The organism is Alteromonas sp. OM2203 (genome assembly GCF_048517045.1).
GTDB classification, from domain to species: Bacteria; Pseudomonadota; Gammaproteobacteria; order Enterobacterales; family Alteromonadaceae; genus Alteromonas; species Alteromonas gracilis.
Genome location: NZ_CP183209.1, coordinates 410032 through 428053 on the forward strand (window position 1 = coordinate 410032; position 18022 = coordinate 428053).

Consider the following 18022-nt stretch of genomic DNA (forward strand, 5'->3'; position numbering starts at 1 on the left):
CGTGTGAGAAAGTTTAAAGGAGATGGCGGCACTAACACATTACTTTTAATTACATTTACAAATATGTGAGTGCCGAACGTTAATTAGCAATTAATGGACATCAGCCTATAAAGTTGAGAACACTTTATCGGCCGCTGCAAGTGTCTTTTCAATGACGTCAGCATTATGCGCTTTTGAAACAAAGCCAGCTTCATAAGAAGCGGGAGCTAAATAAACACCTTGCTCTAACATACCGTGATAAAACTTATTGAACTGCTCGGTATTACAATTAATCGCTTGCTTATAATTGGTAACTTTCTCAACGTCAGTAAAGAATATCCCAAACATGCTGCCCGCAATATTAGTAGTTAGGCTAATATTGTGTTTGTTGGCAAGAGATTGAAATCCGTCGACCAACGCTTGAGTATTTTCAAAAATTGAATCGTAGAGGCCCGGTTCTTTAATTTGCGTTAATGCAGCAAGGCCTGCAGCCATGGCTACAGGATTACCCGATAAGGTGCCCGCTTGATATATAGGGCCAGTTGGCGCGATATGCGTAATAATATCTCGTCTGCCACCAAAGCAACCCACAGGCATACCGCCACCAATCACTTTTCCAAGACACGTTAAATCAGGTTTTACGTTATAACGCTCTTGTGCACCACCGCGAGATACGCGAAAGCCCGTCATTACTTCATCGAAGATCAATACACTGCCGTATTGGTCACAGACGGCACGAAGCCCTTCTAAGAAGCCTTCTACAGGAGGTATGCAGTTCATATTACCTGCAACCGGCTCTACGATAATACATGCAATATCATCACCGTGAGCTTCGAAAACCTCTTTTACACTCTCAATATTATTGTATTCGACAGTAAGTGTGTGTTCTGCCACATTAGCCGGTACACCAGGCGAACTAGGTACACCAAGTGTTAGTGCACCAGACCCTGCCTTTACAAGTAATGAGTCTGCATGGCCGTGGTAACAACCCTCAAATTTAACGATTTTATCTCTACCGGTGTAGCCACGGGCAAGACGTATTGCCGACATGGTGGCTTCGGTTCCAGAGTTCACCATACGTACCATTTCCATTGACGGTACGATTTCGCTTACCAACTCAGCCATAATAACTTCGGCTTCTGTTGGCGCGCCAAAAGAAAGGCCGTTGTACGAAGCCTCAATAACCGCTTCGCGGATCTTCGCATTATTGTGACCCAGAACCATCGGCCCCCAAGATTGGATATAGTCGATGTATTGCTTTCCATCCGCATCCCACATATAAGCGCCGTCCGCTTTAGTGATAAAGCGTGGCGTACCGCCAACCGCTTTAAATGCGCGAACTGGTGAATTTACGCCACCTGGAATGGTTTTTTGGGCGCGGGTAAAAAGGGCTTCAGATTTTTGCATGTAATTACTTACTCTTATTGCTGAACCAAACCACATCACGCTCATACTTGGTCAATAGATTTTCTACCCCAAGGGTTAGCGCGAATAAAGCCATTCTAACCAACACACCATTATCGGTTTGTCTGAAAATAGCGAGGTTCGGGTTAAGGTTTAGATCGTTATCCAATTCGTTGGCTTCCATACGTGAATCTCTTGGAAGTGGATGCATGATAACGGTCTTCGACTGAAAGTGTTTAGTGTAAATCGACTGATTAAGTCTGAATTTACCACGATACTTATTGGCTTCTTCTTGTGATGGGAAGCGTTCTTCTTGAATGCGAGTTTGATAGCAGATATCCGCATCCATATTGCCTTCAAGGGTTTCAGTAATGGTAAGCTGATGGCCCGCGTTTTCTATCGCATCAATAATGGGCTGTGGCATGGCTAATTCTTTGGGCGAGATCAGCGTAAATCGAATGTTTTTAAACAAACAAAGAAGGCGTGACAGGGAATGCACGGTTCGTCCGTAGCGCAAATCACCAATCATTGCGATGTGGAGCCCATCAATACCTTGGCCATTGTATTCAAGTTCGCTTTTGATAGTGAACAGGTCGAGCAATGCTTGCGTTGGGTGCTCGTTTGCACCGTCGCCACCATTTATTACCGGAACTCGGCTTCCCTCTGCAAACTCGGCGACAGATCCCGCCGCGGGGTGACGCATCGCAATTATGTCTGAATAGCCACTTAACACACGTGCTGTGTCGTATAAGGACTCGCCTTTAGCAAGTGCTGAGCTAGACATTCCCGTGGTTTCTCTCACTTCGCCACCGAGAAGGTTAAAGGCAGTGCCAAAGCTGACCCGTGTACGAGTACTTGGCTCAAAAAATAAATTACCGAGAATAGCACCATCAAGCACCGTGGTTCGCTTCTGGCGCCTGGCATAGGGCTTCATGGAGTTGGCGACGGAGAATACTTTCTCGATAGCCTCGCGCTCGAATTGATTAACCGAAAGAATGTGGTTACCGGTAAAGTCAGACATACGCTTCTCAATCATCAACGAAAACGGCGCTAGTGTATAATACCGCTTCATTTAAGTCATTAGAACAAGATGAACTTTGCACTACGTTTTTGTAAGGTTACCGGTTGATAGCTACGTTTCTTCTGGAAAGCACGCTTGCGGCAATTCTTACATACCGCAAAGCAACCTACTTAATGATATTTTGCAGCGGTAACCACCATAGCGTTCTGGCTTGTGCCGGCTGAACGTAAAGGCTGGGTTTACCTTCGAGAGTAATGGGTAAAGAGTAACAGTATCTTTTCTGCAGCGCGCCTCACATGTGCATCAATTTCTATATCTGAAAGTGGTGACTGTATGCCACAAAGCATCATAGTATGAAATTCACCTTTCAGCAGTGCACAGTAATCTACCGCGAGTTGCTGCGCTATGTGTCGGTCTAAGTTGCCTTCGCCAAATTTTTCAATGACATTGCTTAAAGTTTCGAGTGACGCTTCGGGACCAGCTTGGTAAAACAGTGTTGCCACATGAGGGCTATGCACAGCCTCTGCAATAATAACCCGAAAAATGGCGATGGCTTCAGGGTCTTGTAACAAGCGCATGAACTGGCTACCAACTTTTATTAAACAATCAGTGAGTGAAAGCGCGTGCGCCGTTGAGCTAACAAGTTGCTGAGTATCAAGTTGATATGAACGACATTTTGACGTGATTGCTGCCTTGAATAGTGCATCTTTACTATCAAAGTGTGAATAGACGGTTTGTTTAGACACGCCAGATGCTTTTGCCACAGTGTCCATTGACGTATTAGCAAACCCTTCTTTTAAAAAGAGACAAGACGCCGCGTGCAAGATCAAGTGATATTTCTCCTCGCTTTTTGGACGGCCTTGTTTTTTTGTAGTAGCCAAATGAACTCTCGCTTAAAAATAGATATATCAAACTGGACGGTCTAGTATTTATATACTAGCATAGCACAATAAGTATGCAAATATAGCCTAGGGTGCGCTCTAGAACGGTAAAGGGACTCGTTATGACAGCTTCAGCGTCGGCCTCAACAAAAAGTGGCAAACTCACGCTTATTATTTCAATTGTTGGTTTTACCGCGGCTTTAATCATTCTGTTAACCACCGCAGGCCTCGGCAATGCGACGCAAAGCCCAGAGGCAAGACTCCCCGTTGCAGTGTCTACAGGGACTATTAGCATACAGTCGGGCTTTGAAACGCCAGTAAATGTTTTTGGTCTCATTGAATCGCCAAAGGCCACCACACTTTCTTTTGATGTGGCAGGACAGGTCACAACCCTTCTTGTTGAGGAAGGGGACGTGGTTCGCCAAGGCGATAAACTTGCCTATCAAGACGTTAAAAGACTGAGCGCAAGACAGCGAGAACTTCAGGCTTCACTTGAACGGGCTAATGCTGATCTGGCGCTTGCCAAAGTGAATAACGAACGCACTATTTCCTTGGTTGAGAAAAAACTTGAGTCTGCACAACGTCTCGATGAGGCAAAAGCAAGCTTGAATGTGTCGAAAGCGCAGGTGAGCGAAATTAAGGCTGCACTTAATTCCCTAGATGTAGAAATAGAAAAAGCTACGCTAATTGCTCCGTTTGAAGGCGTTGTAAATCGTCGCTTTTTCGATGAAGGGAGTGTAGTGAGTGCAGGCAGCCCAGTTTTTGGCATTACAAGTATAGACAACTACCAAGCTCGTTTTGCTGTGCCCGCTGACGTGGTCGAGCAGTTCGATATAAACGAACCTGTTCTTGTAAAAGTCGGCGACATAAACGTAGCAGGCACCGTCACTCAGCGCCTTCCTGTTCGTAATGTACAAACCCGTACCATTGATATTCTTGTTACATTGAACAGTAACGAACGTGTCCGACCGGGCGATATGGCTATTTTATCTGGCTTTCGCTCTCATACAGAGACCGGAGCTTGGCTCCCTGTTAACGCGTTAAGTAACGGTTTACGTGGGTTGTGGCGCGTATTTGTGCTAACCAATCAGCAGAACGCCCAGCTTGAGGCTCGGGTTGTTGAGGTGGTGTATACCGACGGAAACAAAGCATTTGTTCGTGGTGCACTTAAAGACGGTGAAATGTATGTGAGTGAAGGCACCCATAAATTGGCCCCTGGGCAAATGGTATCAGTGCCCAGTCAACATCAAGCCGGAGCGCGCTAGTGAAGACGTTCAATTTTGATAATGATAAGCCGTACCCTTGGTACACACTCTTTTATAGAAGAGGGCACCTGCTTGTATTAAGTCTGCTTATTCTGATCACCGCTGGCCTTTCCGCTTTAGGTTCACTGCCTCGAATAGAAGACCCCCGAATAGATACGCGCAACGCGTTAATTATTACGCAGTACCCAGGCGCATCTGCTGAACGGGTTGAAGCGTTAGTAAGCGATGTACTCGAAGATAGGCTAAGAGAAATTTTTGAGATCAAAGAAGTTAAGTCTACATCGCGTGCCGGTATCTCTATTATTCTAATTGAGACACAAGATTGGATTGATAACACCAGTAACGAGCAGCTGTTCAGCGAAATACGCGATGCTATTGGCGCGGCAGCAGAGCTGTTTCCAGAAGGTGCAATGGCGCCAATTTTCGACGAAAAACGGGGCGCTACTGCGTTTACTTTATTGCTCTCTGTTCGTGCAGACCATTTCGAAAATACCCCTATAACCCTTACCGCGCGCTTGGCCCAGGAATTAACCGACAGATTGCGAAACGTAAATGGTACTGAATTAGTGCGGGTTTACGGTGCACCGCAGGAAGAGATAAGCGTTAATATTGACCCCGTTAAACTGGCGGCAACGGGCCTTAATCTGCAGCAAGTGAGTAATCTGATTAGTAGTGCAGATCCCAAATTACCTGCAGGTATGCTGAACTCAAAACAAAGCAACCTGCGTTTTACGGTCGGCGAAGGACTTAACGGTGTCAACATGATTGCCTCCATCCCGCTCGTAAATATCGAGGGGCGCTATTTGCGGGTTGAAGACGTAGCATCGGTAGAAAGGAGTTTCACAACCCCTCGAACTGAAGTGGCGTATTTAAATGGCGAAGAGTCTATTTTTGTAGCCGCTCGCATGCAGCCATCTCTTCGTTCCGATGTTTGGACAAAAAACGCCCTCAAGGTAGTGGAGCAATTCAACCAAGACTTTAGCGGTACGCTGACAGCAACGATTGCGTTTGAACAGAATGAGTATACCACTACACGGCTTGCCGATTTATCCATAAACCTTTTAATGGGGTGCGCCGTGGTTATGATGGTTATATTGCTGTTTATGGGTTTTCGCGCAGCATGGATAGTTGGTTTAGCTTTACCTTTGTGTGCCGCTTTTGCCCTTTTTTCGTTGAGTTTCTATAACGAGCAAATTCATCAAATGTCTATCTTTGGCATGATCATCGCCATTGGCCTACTCATAGACAATGCAATCGTAATTACCGATGAAATTCGAATCAACCTTCAGGATCCAGACTTAACGCGGGTGGGCGCGATGGCAAAGAGTGTTTCTCATTTATTTGCCCCGCTTTTGGCATCAACGCTGACAACCATCTTAGGCTTTATGCCAATCTTTTTGCTAAACGGAAACATCGGTGATTTTGTAGGGCCTATTGCGATAAGCGTGGTCATGGCGCTCATTGGTTCACTGTTTATTTCGTTAACCATAATAGCGGCATTAGCCGCTCGCTTTTTGCCGAAAAACGACGGGACTTCACAACAAAGCATAGGTTCACAATCATGGTGGAAAGTTGGTCTTCAAGCGCCAGAGCTCAGTCTTGCGTTTAAAAAGCAATTAGGACGATGGATTAAACAGCCTATTCTTGTATTGCCTGTTATCGCTCTGCTCTGCTTATCAGGCTTTGTCCTATCTACCACACTTGCTAACGTGTTCTTCCCAAGCGCAGATAGAGATCAGTTCGAGGTTTATTTATGGACAAAGGAAGGGAGCAGTATCGACAACACGACCGAATATGTGCGGAAAATTGATAGTGCGATACGCAGTGAAGAAGGGGTTGAGCAAGTGAGTTGGCTTGTAGGAGGCTCCGCCCCCTCGGTGTATTACAATCAAATGATGACCCGAGACAACATGCCTTACTTTGCCAATGCCGTAGTATCCACTACCACGGTAGAAAATGCTGCCTCTCTTGTCGGTAAACTCCAGCGAAAGCTCGATATCAGTTACCCAGAAGTTCAGATAGTAGTACGGGCATTCGGACAGGGGCCGCCAATTGCGGCACCCGTCGAAGTCGAGATTTTCGGTCCAGATTTAAATATTTTAAACGAACTTGGCGATCAAGTGCGTATGTTAATGTCTGAAGTAGATGGCATATCACAGTCAATCACCAGTATCTCTATGGGAGAGCCAGAGTTAAAGATTAACGCAGACAGTGACAGCTTATCCTATTTAGGTTTGACCCTTTCAGAATTAGCTAATCAAATGCAGATTAACTTTTCCGGTATAACGGGCGGCTCGGTGCTAGAGAGCACAGAGGAGATTCCGGTTCGCGTCAGATTAGATGAAGCCTTCAGACAAAATGTAACAGGTGTGGACGCCATGCCTATTCCTGTAGCGGGTGATAATGCTATTTCTTGGTCGCCACTTGCAGCGGTGACCAACTTAACACTTGAGCCTGCAACGAGCAGTATCACAAGAGTTGACGGTGAACGACTTAACCGGATCCAGGCTTTCCTACTGCCAGGCGTCCCCCCCATAGATGCAAGTAATCACTTAAGAGACTTACTGGAATCCCGTTTGATTTTACCCGAAGGTTATCGCATTCACTTAGCAGGTGATGCTGATGAACAGCAGCAGGCGTTAGGACAACTGGCTACTTATGCGCCTGTACTTTTAGTCTTGATGGTGACAACGCTAATTCTAACTTTTACCAGCTTACGCATGGCTGGCGTTATTGGTCTTGTCGCTATTCTTTCGGTAGGGCTGGGCATGTTCAGTTTATGGATATCCGGATTGCCGGTGGGCTTTAACCCTTTACTGGGCTGTGCCGGTCTTATTGGTGTAGCTATTAACGGCTCAATTGTTGTCATTGCCGCAATCAACGCGAATCCCAAAGCAAAACAGGGCGACACCAAAGCCATTGTTGAAGAAACCATGAGCTGTAGCCGCCATATCCTATCAACAACTTTCACTACTGTTGGGGGCTTGATACCCCTTTTACTCTTTAGTGAAGGAAGCTTTTGGCCTCCGCTCGCCGTTGTTTTAGCTGGAGGGGTGGGGTTCTCAGTTATATTGTCGTTGGTATTTACGCCCACGTTAGTGGCAGCTTTTCAGCGATATCGATATAGAAATCACGCCATGGCATAATTTTAAGGGTAAACTATCCCCTTTTAATAAACGTATCAATCGAGCTAGTTAGCGTATGCGAAAAACAAACCCATTAATGCGCTGGTGGCATACTGACTGCGTTAAGTGCAAGCACACGCGACTCTATATTGTTTGGGCCCTAATTATGTTGGTGGTGTATCTTTATGTCTGGCACTAATGTCGAACCTATTTTTATTCGAGCTGCGTCAAAAAGTAATGGCATTACCAGTTTGATACTGGGGGGCGTTGGGCTAATAGTGTCTGCTTTGTGGTTGGTGTTTTTACCAGACTGGCTTTTTTTAGCCGGCATTTTTCTTACCAGCGCCGCATTAGTTTGTTTGTTGGTGGGTTATTTTAAAATTCGTGAGCCAGACTTTAGCCTAGAGATAGCCAAAGACTTCATTACCTATCGTCATCGATTAGGAAGCTGGCGTATACACTGGGATAATCTTCAGCGAGCAGACTGTCCGCGTGTACGTCATGGTCTGGACCATGTTCCTCTTGAAACAATAGGGTTTAAACTTAAAAGTTACACCGACTTTCTACACACTATTTCGCCACGACTTGCCACACATCTATTGATGGAACAGCGTCCGCTTCTGATGCAAAACACAGATGGGAATTGCGCATCAGGGAGCTGTTATGAGCAATCAATGTTCGACGACAAGCAATATGTGATGGAAGATGGCACCGTCATAAAAGGCATTAAAGCAATGTTAGCTCACCGTATGGTAGAGCTGAGGAAACGACTTGGCTATGACATTTTTATAGCGAGTTCAGAGTTAGATCGTGACGCCAGTGAGTTTGCTGCTCTTATCGCGCAATGCCAACGAGCACGACAAATAGACGAGGCTCAGTGAGTAGTTATTTCTTATGCTCACTCTCTTTTACCACTTTCTTCGCTTCTTCGATAAGCGCGGGTAAGTGCTCTTTAACTAACTCGTGTTGACCTAATTTAAGGGCGCTTTCTGTCTCGTTGGCCAAATGCTGAAATCTCGGTAGGCCAGTGTAACAACATGCGCCATGCAGCTTATGCACCTCAGATTTGAGTTCGTTATAATCTTTTAGTTCCCAAAGTGTAGTGAGAAGCTCAATCGTTTCTGGCAGCAAGTCAACGAAACTTTGAAGCATTTCTTCTGCCGTATCTTGATTTTGATTAGCCCGTTTCAGTGCAAGCTGCCAATCAATAGACGGGAGCGCAATCTCTCCTGGCTCGATATTAATACACCACGACTTAACTAAATTAATAAGTTGTTCAACTTCTATGGGTTTAGGCAGGTAGTCGTCCATTCCTGACGCGAGCAGTCGCTCCTGTTCTTCTTTAAAAGCGTGAGCGGTAACCGCCACAATTGGTGTGCCCATGTTCAATGGTGATTTACGGATTTCTCGGGTCGCTTGTAAACCGTCCATACCCGGCATCTGCACGTCCATCAGGATTAGGTCAAACTCTTGGGTTTGACATTGATTAACGGCATCCTGACCGCTAATAGTGGTGACCAAATTGACCGGAGATTGATCAAGCCAGGTATGTAATAGCTTAAGGTTCATTTCCATATCATCTACCGCTAACACTTTGATTTTTGGCAGGCTTGCTATTTTCTCATGTATTGCATTTTTCACCGGCTTCATTTGGTTGTGCACTAAGCTGTCGAGCTTGGTGAGTGTCATCGGCATACGTATTTGAGAATGGAAGTGCTGAGATAAGCTTGGATATTGGGCAAATGGTTCTGGGCCTGAATACCAGAGAATACGTTTTTTGGCAGGAAACTGTACAAATTGGCTAAGAAACGTGTCTCGATCCGCCATTTTACTCACAGGTACAGTCGCCATAAAGAAATCAACCTGTTCTGTAAGTGTAGAAAGGTACGCTAAGGATTCAACAGATGTAACGGCCGCGCCAAGTGTTGCCATAATTTTTGCGCTTGAACGGCGGGTTGTTGGAACCGGGTCGAAAATGACTACGCTCTTGCCCGCCCACTCTTCTGAAGGTGAAAGTGAAAACTTTTGGCTTAACTGGTTCATCCTCAACGACACGTTAAAGGTCGAGCCTTGGCCAACGACACTTTTAAGCGATAAGTCGCCGTTCATTAATCGCACCAATTCACGGCTAATGACGAGCCCCAATCCTGTCCCTTGATAGTTGCGATTGAGAGCATCATCTACCTGAGAAAACGCGTTAAACAATTTTTTCCTGTCATGTCGGCTGATACCAATTCCCGTATCTTCTACCGTTATATTCACCTCATGAATACCGTGGGATAGGGAGCGCCCGCTTACTGCAAGTGTGATGGTGCCGCTAGATGTAAATTTTAAAGCATTGCTAAGAAGATTGTTCAGCACTTGCTTTATGCGAAACACGTCGCCGATTAACTTTTCAGGCAAGGGATTTAAATCGAAAACGAATTCAATGCGTTTACTATGGGAAGATTTAGCCATTATGGTGACCATTTCTTCTAGCAGTTTGTTGGGCGAAAAGGGCTGGTTATTTATTTGTAGCTTACCCGCTTCAATCTTTGAAAAATCCAGTATGTCGTTAACAATGGTTAGCAGGTTGTCAGCGGCAGTATTAACAATTCTTACTTGCTCCTGCTGATCGCTTGGCAGTGAAGCGTTGTCTAGTTCGCGGCTAAAACCTAAAATGGCGTTAAGTGGAGTACGAATTTCATGACTCATGTTTGCAAGAAACTGTGATTTCACGTTACTTGCTTTAATGGCGTCTTTTCTGGCGATATCTAATCGCGCGTTTTGCTCTTCAATCAGTTCAACGTTGTTGCGCAAATCATTTGTCGCTTGTTCTACTTCGCTTTCAAGCTGTCTTCTGCTTTTCTCCATAAGCGCAAACGAGAACAACCCAGCTTCAAGAAAGACGCCTACCTGGAAACAGTATGTGGTGAAATCATTGGTTGGCAATATACCAACCAAGCTAAGCATGCCGATTATTGCGCCGCTAGCCAGCATGCCCCATGCAAAAATAAAGTAGCGCGCGGGCTTAAACTTGTTGATGAAAGCTTCGAAACCCGCGTAAATATAACTTAATATTGCAACTAGCCCCAGCCCATAAACCAGGTTGTTCTTCCACATTGACGGCAAGACATCAGCAAAACAGATAAGGCCAGTTAACCCTTGGCCAATCATGAGTAGTTTTATCACAGGGTGGGCGGTAGGCGAGTTTTTCCTGGTCTCTAAAAACATGATAGTAAAGAGGCCCGAGCTAAGACCAATAATCACAAAAATAAGCTCTGAGTGACCCACTATCCATGAGGGTATACCCTCGCTAAACAATAATTGTGTATGACCGCCCCATACAAATTGCCATAAGATGACCGCAAAAATATAGCCCACATAGGCGAGAAGACTTTTTTCTCTTACGCCAAAAAACAGCACTAAATTATAAATAGCGAGAATAAGTAAGCCACCGTAAAAGAGGCCCCACAACAGACTATCGACTTGATAAGCGAGGTCGTGAACTGGTTCAGCTTGAATACGAAGAGGGGCGATGAGGCTGGATGATTGGCTTTCTATGCGTACGTAGAGGTCAGCAGGCTTGCTATCTAGCAGCTCTACGCGAAAAGTGGGTACGCGAAACCTTTGCTCTTTTTGTGCTTTACCTTGATGACTCTGTGCCAACACCTTGCCGTCTTGCACCAAGTAAAAATCGACGTTATCAAGCTGGCTAAAGTTTATCGAAAAGACCCAATTCGTCTCGTTAGAAACATTAGCGACACTGGTTAGCAGCCACATGCCGTTATTGCGAAAACCAAAGTTTGGATTGTGATGAGGATGCATTAGAAAGTCATTTCGCCTTCTTGATACATCACTGATGGTCAGTTGGTAATCGGTTTCGAATAGATAAAATAGAGAATCAGATAAATCTAGCGTACTCTTTTCATCGAAAAGCTGTTCGATATGCTGAGCTTGGGCATTCGACCCTAGGCAGCTGCCTAAAAGACAAAATAGAAAAAAGAATACGCGAAAGATAGCCATATATATCTGTACTTTTTATTGTTTAGGTAAGGTCTACTGTTTTAATCGCAACTGAATAATAAGTGGTAGTATTCAATCTACTCTATTTAACCACTGTCTTTGAAGAATAACAAAACAAACGCTTAGGGCGCTAAATCGCCAAACAAACATACCGCAATGATTTTCAAAGATTGCACACAATAGCGGTTTACCCCACAATAGCTTGTAACGTTCACGTGCTTCTTTTAAGTCGTGCGCTAATATCCGACAACGACTGCCGTACTATCACGAGCGAATTGGTATTAATAACAAAACGAAAAAATTATCATGAGTGACGAGATCATTATTAATCGCGATGGGGTAGAGCAACTTCCTCTTCGACGTTTCACCGAAGACGCTTATCTTAACTATTCCATGTACGTCATCATGGACCGCGCATTGCCGCACATTTCTGACGGCTTAAAGCCAGTTCAGCGCCGTATTATTTACGCGATGTCTGACTTAGGGCTAAGCGCTAACGCCAAATATAAAAAGTCAGCCAGAACCGTGGGGGATGTTTTAGGTAAGTTTCATCCTCACGGCGACTCAGCGTGTTATGAAGCAATGGTACTTATGGCGCAGCCGTTTTCTTACCGCTATCCGCTGGTTGACGGACAAGGAAACTGGGGAGCGCCAGATGATCCTAAATCCTTTGCTGCCATGCGTTATACCGAAGCTAAGCTCTCTCGTTTCGCAGAAGTCCTGCTCAATGAGCTGGGCCAAGGCACAGTGGATTGGGTGCCAAACTTCGATGGAACACTCGAAGAACCGAGTGTGCTTCCAGCGCGCTTACCGCATATCTTACTTAATGGTGTTACCGGAATCGCGGTGGGGATGGCCACTGATATTCCGCCTCACAATGTAAGAGAGTTGGCCAATGCCTGCGCTATGCTGTTGGATAATAGTAAAGCCGAACTGAGCGATGTATTAGAGCACGTGAATGGGCCAGATTATCCGACGGAAGCGGAAATAATTACGCCAAAGTCTGATATTCAAAAGCTGTATGAGACGGGGCGAGGCTCCATCAAAATGCGAGCGGTATATACAGAAGAAAATGGTGATGTAGTGATTACAGCACTGCCACACCAAGCGTCTGGTGCAAAAATTCTGGAGCAAATTGCAGCGCAAATGCAGGCTAAAAAGCTGCCGATGGTAAGTGACCTTCGCGATGAATCTGACCACGAAAATCCAACGCGCTTAGTCATTACGCCACGTTCAAATCGCATTGATGTGACTCAATTGATGCAGCACTTGTTTGCGACCACTGATCTTGAAAAAAATTATCGCGTTAACTTAAACATGATTGGGCTAGACGGCCGTCCTCAGGTTAAGGATCTGCGCACTATATTATCTGAGTGGTTGCAATACCGAAAAGAGACGGTCACTCGTCGCTTGCAATATCGACTCGATAAAGTACTGGCGCGCCTTCATATTCTTGAAGGTTTACTCATCGCATTTTTAAATATCGATGAAGTTATCGATATTATTCGAACTTACGACAAACCCAAGCCGGAATTGATGTCGAGATTCGGGTTGAGCGACAAGCAAGCAGAAGCCATTTTAGAACTTAAGCTAAGGCATTTAGCTAAGCTAGAAGAAATGAAAATTAAAGGCGAGCAGGACGAGCTTGCCGAAGAGCGGGACAAGCTTCAGCAGCTGTTGGGGTCAGATCGCCGCCTTAAAACTCTCATCAAAAAAGAAATTCTTGCTGATGCCGAAAAGTATGGCGATGACAGGCGCTCCCCTATCGTTGAACGTGGTGAGGCTAAAGCACTGTCTGAAAAAGAGTTGGTTCCTGCGGAGTCAGTAACAGTAGTGCTTTCAGAAAAAGGCTGGGCGCGATGCGCGAAGGGCCACGATGTAGATGCAGAAGGTCTCAGTTATAAAGCTGGCGATGGCTATTTATCAAGTGCAGAAGGAAAGAGCAATCAGCCCGCGGTCTTTATGGATAGCTCGGGTCGTACTTTCTCTTGCGATGCTCACGGACTCCCTTCTGCAAGAAGTCAGGGCGAGCCACTAACAGGTCGTTTTAGTATTGTTGGTGGAGAATCGTTTCAGCATGTCATCATGGCTCAAGACGAAAGTAAGTTTTTGGTTGGCTCTGACGCTGGCTATGGCTTTGTTGGTACCTTTAAAGACATGGTGAGTAAAAATAAAGCGGGTAAAGCCTACTTGTCGTTACCCACTGCGGCGAAAGTAATGAAGCCAACGCCTGTTACTAACCCTGACTCAGATTGGTGCTTAAGTATTTCTAACGAAGGGCGTATGTTGATGTTCCCGCTGCGCGACTTGCCAAGCTTGGGTAAGGGTAAGGGAAATAAGCTAATTAATATTCCTTCAGCTAAATCCCAGTCTCGTGAGGAGTATGTGAAAGTGCTTGCGGTTGTTCCTGATGGCGCTGCTATTAAGGTTGGTGCAGGAAAACGTAATATGACACTCAGCGCGGCTGACCTAACGCACTATCACGGTGAAAGAGGCCGGCGCGGTAACAAGCTACCACGAGGGCTCCAACGGGTAGACTCTGTTGAAGTAGTGCTGCCAAATAAGGATGAGACGCCCGAAGATTTGTCATAAAGTTTAGTTTGTTCTTAAGCCTGGTTGAACTAGACTCATAATAGGATTTGCTGAGGATTTTTTATGCTAGGAATAGTTTTTACGTCGTTAATCGATATGCTGGAGGAGAAAGTGTCTCCTGATTTCGCAGACGACGTTATCATGGAAGCTGAATTAGAAAATGACGGTGCTTATACCGCTGTTGGCTATTATCCATTTGAACAGATGGAACGTTTGGTAGGTGTGCTGGTAGAAAAAACGGGTAAATCGGCCAATGAGTTGTTATATGACTTTGGCCATTACCTGTTCGGAAAGCTTGGTGCAGTGCATGGAGATGTGCTTGCAAACACCACTGACATATTGCAAATGTTAGAGCATTTAGATGGCGATATTCATGTTCAGGTCAAAAAGCTTTATCCCGATGCCGATTTGCCGCGATTTAAAGTGCTCTCACGCACAGACACGACTATGCGCTTACAGTATTACTCCGAAAGAGAGCTATATCCGCTAGCTGAAGGCTTGATGGACGCGGCAGCAGAGTATTATAACTGCAAGTTAGAAAGAGAAACCCACCAGCTCGATATTCCTCACACCTACGAGTTTAGTATCTCTATCGTTTAGCTGGAGGCGTAATGGCGCATGACACTTCGCACAACTCTGTTAAGCAGAAAGACCGCACTGAAATTCTAGAACGGCGTTTAAAGCGTGAACGCCATTCAAGAGAACAGGCGGAGCAGCTATTACGAGAAAAAACCCAAAGCCTCTATGAAACTCTCAAAGAAAGCCAAGCTGTTCAAAAGGATTTAGAGCTAGCGTTATGGGCGTCTCAAGAATCGTTTTGGAGCTGGAAAGCCAACACGGATATAATGGAAATTCGTTCATTCTCACTGCATAGCGAGAGCGAGTTAACGTGGTCTGGAACCCTAATTCATATGATGGAGCGCGTGCATGAGGATGACCTCGATGGTCTTCAATTTCACTGGACCATGGCGCTACACGGAAACCGCGATCGCATTGAATTTTCCTTTCGATTAAAACTAGAGAGTGAATATCAGTGGGTGCGGTTGAGAGGACGTGTACTCAAACGGGGTCAAAATGGTGAGGCCTTGCATATTGTAGGTACCACCAAAGACATCACCCCTCAGCGTAAGGCGGAACAATCCTTTCATCTGATGGCGTCGGCCTTTGCCAGCTCAAGAGAGCCTATGCTCGTCCTATCGCCAGAACTTGTTATCACAGAGTGCAACGATGCGTTTATTCAATTAATCGGCGCATCGGTAAAAGAACAGTGCATTGGAATGGACTTTAATCGGATATTCATTTCCGAGAAAGTGAACAGAGAACTGCTGGCAATAAACAAACAATTACGCTTTGAATCTTCAATAAAAGCAAAAGGTGAGCAGGTTAAAAGTGTCGATATCTCGATAGCTTTGTTTGAAACGTATCAGCAAACGTCATCTTATTTGATTGCGACAATGCGGGATATCACGGATAGGAAGCGCAATGAGGCGAAGCTGCGTCAGCTGGCCCTTAATGATGAATTAACGGGCCTTTCAAATAGAAACGCCCTGCGAGAGTTTATTTCAACGCTGGTTAAAAAGAAGCAGCAATTTGTACTAGTTTTTATCGACTTAGATGGTTTTAAGGCGATTAACGATACAGCGGGACATGATCAAGGTGACATCGAATTAAAGCGCGTTGGCACATTATTGACTGATATGTTCGACAAAACTGGCAATGTCGGCCGGTGGGGGGGCGACGAGTTTATCGCAGTGCTGCCTGGTCAAACAGTTAAAAACGCGGCAGACAAATCTACGCAGCTTATTCAGAAAATTGAAGAGAACCTTGTACGAGCAAAATCTTCACAGCTTAGGCTATCGGCCAGTGTAGGTATAGCTGAGTTCCCAGAACACAGCGACAATATAGAGAGCCTTCTACAGTGTGCAGATGCCGCCATGTACAGGGCCAAAGAGCTTGGTAAAGGGCAGGCATTCATTTATGAAGTGGGGCTATATGAAAGTATGACCCAACAAGTAAGTATGGTAAATGATCTGCGCAGAACTATAGAAAACCACCTGTTAGATTTCTATATCCAGGGAAAATATGATCTTCAAGGTGAGCTGAAAGGTGGGGAAGTGCTATGCCGTTGGATATCGGGTCTACATGGTGTGGTATCACCCGCCATTTTCATCCCGATTGCTGAAGAGTACAAACTAGATAGCGCAATAGGCTTGCAAGCCCTTGATGCGGCCTGCGACTATATTTCGATCATGGAATCTCAACAGGGAGACGCCATCCCGCTGTCGGTCAATGTTAGTGCTAATCAGATGCTCGACCCGCTATTTCCAGAACAAGCGGCGTCTATCTGTGAAAACAATCACGTATCCCCCGAATATATTGAGTTGGAGCTCACTGAGTCGGTTTTTGTAAAAGATGAAAAAAAAGCACTGGGAGCATTAAACCGTTTACGTGATTACGGCTTCAGGCTTTCCCTCGATGATTTTGGCTGCGGCTTTTCTTCGCTGAGCTATTTGCGAAGCTTTCAGTTTGAAGTGGTTAAAGTGGATAAAAGCTTGGTGCAGGGTATTCATCAAGACAGTAAAGCAAATGCACTATTCATGGGGATAGTTGCGATGCTGAGAAGCCTCAAGATAGAGATAGTAGCTGAGGGAATTGAGCTGGAATCTTATCTACCTTTTATGGAACACGCCGAAGTTCAACTGATGCAGGGGTTCTATTTTGATAAGCCCATGCCTTATGATCAATTTCTCGCAAGGCATACTACTGAGCCAAAGCGGTAAGTGGACGTAAGAAGCATTTGTAGATTTTGGCCTAAGCCCAAAATTATCTATTAGCCCGGAACAGCAGATACAAAAAAAGCCCAGCAATGGGCTTTTTTTATCTAGGCATTTCCGTTATTTAGCATTCGTACTTTCAAAGATTTTGTCAGCCGATGCGGCAACAAAACCCGTGTAGAGCTTTCCGTCAGGCATTTCATAGCGTTGTGCAAACTCATAAAAGCAGCTTGGGATCGAGAGTGTTTCGTCGCTAAATGCTACGTCAGCACGATCAGCCATTGTTGACGATTGTGCTAAGAATACATCTGGGCCGCCCTTAATTTCGCCACCTGAAGTGTTAAGCACAAAGCCTGCTTCTTTTAGCAACATATTTACGTCAGTAAGTTCGTCGGTACGGCTTAAGTGATTCACACTTACGGTAAAGTGGTTCGCGCGAAAGCCCCATGCTGCCATCCACGCCGCGTATTCAGATTCGTTAAGTAATGTGTCGTATTCCGACTTAGACACTTCCCAATGCTTACCTGAATATAAAAAGTTATCCGCTTCCACCACAGATTCGGGCATTTGCTCCACTAGCTTTTTAATAATGTGCTGTGCGGTTTCAGACAGTTCGTCTACGCGCAGCTCGCTAATAAATACTTTTGGCTTAGTATCGTCTGGGTGTTCAAAGTGTTTCGCAGTCAGTTTTTTCGCTTCAAAGTCATAGTCGCCTTTCGCTTCGTAACCAAGCGCTAAGAAGTGTGCAGCAAGCTTATCTAAGCGGGTTTTATCAAGCGCAAAAGTTCGAAAAGCTACATGATCGTTAACGATGTCACTGGTGTTTTCTTCACCGGCAAGAAGAGCATGAATTTTGTGCGCAGAGGGAGTGATACTAACGTAATCGTCCCACATGTTGCTAAACAACGTATCAATGTTGCTATGCATGGCGGTAGGGTCCTTTCTGTCGTTGACTATTTTAGATGAATAGTTCGTA

At 45.2% G+C, this 18022-nt stretch carries 11 protein-coding genes; 6 read left to right on the forward strand and 5 right to left on the reverse strand.

Features of this window, described 5'->3' with window-relative positions; all coding sequences use genetic code 11:
- Nucleotides 1–105: 105 nt before the first annotated feature.
- The 3 genes from hemL to ACM0P2_RS01815 all read right to left on the reverse strand — a co-directional run bounded on the left by hemL (nucleotide 106) and on the right by ACM0P2_RS01815 (nucleotide 3285).
- The gene (gene hemL, locus ACM0P2_RS01805; protein ID WP_120963467.1) at nucleotides 106–1386 is read right to left on the reverse strand and encodes a glutamate-1-semialdehyde 2,1-aminomutase; all 1281 of its coding nucleotides are present in this window, start codon (nucleotides 1384–1386) and stop codon (nucleotides 106–108) included.
- 4 nt (nucleotides 1387–1390) lie between these two features.
- On the reverse strand, nucleotides 1391–2404 hold the full coding sequence (locus tag ACM0P2_RS01810; RefSeq protein ID WP_105930597.1) for an aspartate carbamoyltransferase: 1014 nt from the start codon (nucleotides 2402–2404) through the stop codon (nucleotides 1391–1393).
- 239 nt (nucleotides 2405–2643) lie between these two features.
- Nucleotides 2644–3285: a TetR/AcrR family transcriptional regulator gene (locus ACM0P2_RS01815; protein ID WP_105930558.1), complete on the reverse strand. Its 642-nt coding sequence runs from the start codon at nucleotides 3283–3285 to the stop codon at nucleotides 2644–2646.
- Nucleotides 3286–3407: 122 nt separating this feature from the next.
- On the opposite strand from ACM0P2_RS01815, the gene ACM0P2_RS01820 reads away from it, so the two are divergent.
- The 3 genes from ACM0P2_RS01820 (at nucleotide 3408) to ACM0P2_RS01830 (ending at nucleotide 8556) form a co-directional block, all read left to right on the forward strand.
- Nucleotides 3408–4550 (forward strand): efflux RND transporter periplasmic adaptor subunit, encoded by a 1143-nt coding sequence (locus ACM0P2_RS01820; protein ID WP_159119658.1) that lies wholly within the window; start codon nucleotides 3408–3410, stop codon nucleotides 4548–4550.
- Nucleotides 4550–7696: an efflux RND transporter permease subunit gene (locus ACM0P2_RS01825; RefSeq protein WP_159119659.1), complete on the forward strand. Its 3147-nt coding sequence runs from the start codon at nucleotides 4550–4552 to the stop codon at nucleotides 7694–7696. Before ACM0P2_RS01820 ends, ACM0P2_RS01825 begins: the two co-directional genes overlap by 1 nt.
- 164 nt (nucleotides 7697–7860) lie before the next feature.
- The gene (locus tag ACM0P2_RS01830; RefSeq protein WP_159119660.1) at nucleotides 7861–8556 is read left to right on the forward strand and encodes a DUF2982 domain-containing protein; all 696 of its coding nucleotides are present in this window, start codon (nucleotides 7861–7863) and stop codon (nucleotides 8554–8556) included.
- A 4-nt stretch (nucleotides 8557–8560) separates the two neighbouring features.
- On the opposite strand, the gene ACM0P2_RS01835 is transcribed toward ACM0P2_RS01830, so the two are convergent.
- Complete coding sequence (locus ACM0P2_RS01835) at nucleotides 8561–11680, reverse strand: hybrid sensor histidine kinase/response regulator (protein ID WP_159119661.1); 3120 nt, start codon at nucleotides 11678–11680, stop codon at nucleotides 8561–8563.
- A 306-nt stretch (nucleotides 11681–11986) separates the two neighbouring features.
- Here ACM0P2_RS01835 and parC point away from each other — a divergent pair, with 306 nt between their 5' ends.
- From parC to ACM0P2_RS01850, 3 genes are all read left to right on the forward strand, one after another.
- Nucleotides 11987–14272, forward strand: a complete 2286-nt coding sequence (gene parC / locus ACM0P2_RS01840; RefSeq protein WP_173360147.1) for a DNA topoisomerase IV subunit A — start codon at nucleotides 11987–11989, stop codon at nucleotides 14270–14272.
- A gap of 63 nt (nucleotides 14273–14335) precedes the next feature.
- Entirely contained in the window at nucleotides 14336–14872 is a 537-nt protein-coding gene (locus tag ACM0P2_RS01845; protein ID WP_120963462.1) for a heme NO-binding domain-containing protein, read from the forward strand.
- 11 nt (nucleotides 14873–14883) lie between these two features.
- Nucleotides 14884–17052: a putative bifunctional diguanylate cyclase/phosphodiesterase gene (locus ACM0P2_RS01850; RefSeq protein ID WP_173360148.1), complete on the forward strand. Its 2169-nt coding sequence runs from the start codon at nucleotides 14884–14886 to the stop codon at nucleotides 17050–17052.
- Nucleotides 17053–17166: 114 nt separating this feature from the next.
- On the opposite strand, the gene ACM0P2_RS01855 is transcribed toward ACM0P2_RS01850, so the two are convergent.
- A complete protein-coding gene (locus ACM0P2_RS01855; protein ID WP_159119664.1) occupies nucleotides 17167–17973 on the reverse strand; it encodes a DUF1338 domain-containing protein in 807 nt (268 codons plus the stop codon).
- Nucleotides 17974–18022 lie beyond the last annotated feature (49 nt).

Excerpts from the sequence above, each read along its gene's own strand:
- hemL (WP_120963467.1), bottom strand. The coding sequence starts at position 1,386 with ATGCAAAAATCTGAAGCCCTTTTTACCCGCGCCCAAAAAACCATTCCA.
- ACM0P2_RS01810 (WP_105930597.1), bottom strand. The coding sequence starts at position 2,404 with ATGTCTGACTTTACCGGTAACCACATTCTTTCGGTTAATCAATTCGAG.
- ACM0P2_RS01820 (WP_159119658.1), top strand. The coding sequence starts at position 3,408 with ATGACAGCTTCAGCGTCGGCCTCAACAAAAAGTGGCAAACTCACGCTT.
- ACM0P2_RS01830 (WP_159119660.1), top strand. The coding sequence starts at position 7,861 with ATGTCTGGCACTAATGTCGAACCTATTTTTATTCGAGCTGCGTCAAAA.
- ACM0P2_RS01835 (WP_159119661.1), bottom strand. The coding sequence starts at position 11,680 with ATGGCTATCTTTCGCGTATTCTTTTTTCTATTTTGTCTTTTAGGCAGC.
- parC (WP_173360147.1), top strand. The coding sequence starts at position 11,987 with ATGAGTGACGAGATCATTATTAATCGCGATGGGGTAGAGCAACTTCCT.
- ACM0P2_RS01845 (WP_120963462.1), top strand. The coding sequence starts at position 14,336 with ATGCTAGGAATAGTTTTTACGTCGTTAATCGATATGCTGGAGGAGAAA.
- ACM0P2_RS01850 (WP_173360148.1), top strand. The coding sequence starts at position 14,884 with ATGGCGCATGACACTTCGCACAACTCTGTTAAGCAGAAAGACCGCACT.
- ACM0P2_RS01855 (WP_159119664.1), bottom strand. The coding sequence starts at position 17,973 with ATGCATAGCAACATTGATACGTTGTTTAGCAACATGTGGGACGATTAC.